Here is a 1,136-nt window from a genome sequence, read left to right as displayed (position 1 = left end):
GGCGGCCTTCGATCCGGGAACTGCACCGCGGATCAGGATCAGGCCGCGGTCGGCGTCGGTCGATACGATCTCGACATTCTGCGTGGTGACGCGGGTGTCGCCCATGTGGCCAGCCATATGCTTGCCCTTGAACACCTTGCCCGGGTCCTGGCGCTGGCCGGTCGAACCGTGCGTACGGTGCGAAACCGAGTTACCGTGCGTTGCACGGCCACCGCCCATGTGGTGGCGCTTGATGACGCCCTGAAAGCCCTTGCCGATCGTCGTGCCCGTCACATCGACCTTCTGGCCGGCGACGAAGTGCTCGACGGTGATCTCGGCGCCGACATCGATCATGTTGTCGGCGGAGACGCGGAACTCGGCGACCTTCGCCTTCGGCTCGACGGAAGCGGTCGCGAAATGGCCGCGCATCGCCTTCGACGTGTTCTTCACCTTGGCAAGGCCAACGCCGAGCTGAACGGCGGTGTAGCCATTCTTCTCTTGCGTGCGCTGGGCCACGACCTGGCAGTTCTCCATCAGGAGAACGGTGACGGGAACATGTTCCCCGGCATCGTTATAGATGCGGGTCATTCCCACCTTCTTTGCAATCACACCTGAACGCATCGGTTCAATTCCTTTAGAGTTCCGGGCCAGGGGCACCGCCCCTTACCGCGCTCTCATTCCCTTAGAGCTTGATCTCGACGTCGACGCCGGCGGCCAGATCGAGCTTCATCAAAGCATCGACCGTCTGCGGGGTCGGATCGACGATGTCGAGCAGACGCTTGTGCGTGCGCATCTCGAACTGCTCGCGGCTCTTCTTGTCGACGTGAGGCGACCGGTTGACCGTGAACTTTTCGATCCGCGTCGGCAGCGGAATGGGGCCGCGGACGTTTGCACCGGTACGCTTGGCCGTCGACACGATTTCCTTCGTCGAGGCGTCGAGCACGCGGTGGTCAAACGCCTTAAGGCGGATGCGGATATTCTGTCCGTTCATGCGTCACTTCCTTGTTCTGGCGCGGCGCGGGCAACTCCCGCGCCCGCGACAGATCGGTTTAAGTCCAAATTACTCTTTGATGGTGACGACGATGCCGGCACCGACGGTGCGGCCGCCTTCACGGATAGCGAAGCGCAGCTTCTCTTCCATGGCGATCGGCACGATC

The 1,136-nt window shown here is 62.2% G+C and carries 2 protein-coding genes and 1 pseudogene; all 3 read right to left on the bottom strand.

Translation table 11 applies throughout. The annotated features are described in order from the left end of the window. On the bottom strand, positions 1–600 hold a 600-nt coding region (rplC, locus tag EN969_RS32235), incomplete at its 3' end, for a 50S ribosomal protein L3 (RefSeq protein WP_127419795.1). A gap of 61 nt (positions 601–661) precedes the next feature. Next, on the bottom strand, positions 662–970 hold the full coding sequence (gene rpsJ, locus EN969_RS32230; protein ID WP_010909272.1) for a 30S ribosomal protein S10: 309 nt from the start codon (positions 968–970) through the stop codon (positions 662–664). A 69-nt stretch (positions 971–1,039) separates the two neighbouring features. Continuing rightward, positions 1,040–1,136: pseudogene (locus EN969_RS32225) on the bottom strand (elongation factor Tu); the annotation flags it as partial.

This window comes from Mesorhizobium sp. M7A.F.Ca.CA.003.01.2.1 (assembly GCF_003998945.1).
Taxonomy (GTDB): Bacteria; Pseudomonadota; Alphaproteobacteria; order Rhizobiales; family Rhizobiaceae; genus Mesorhizobium; species Mesorhizobium ciceri.
Note: the sequence above shows the minus strand (reverse complement) of the source record. Positions and strands in the feature narration are given on the sequence as shown.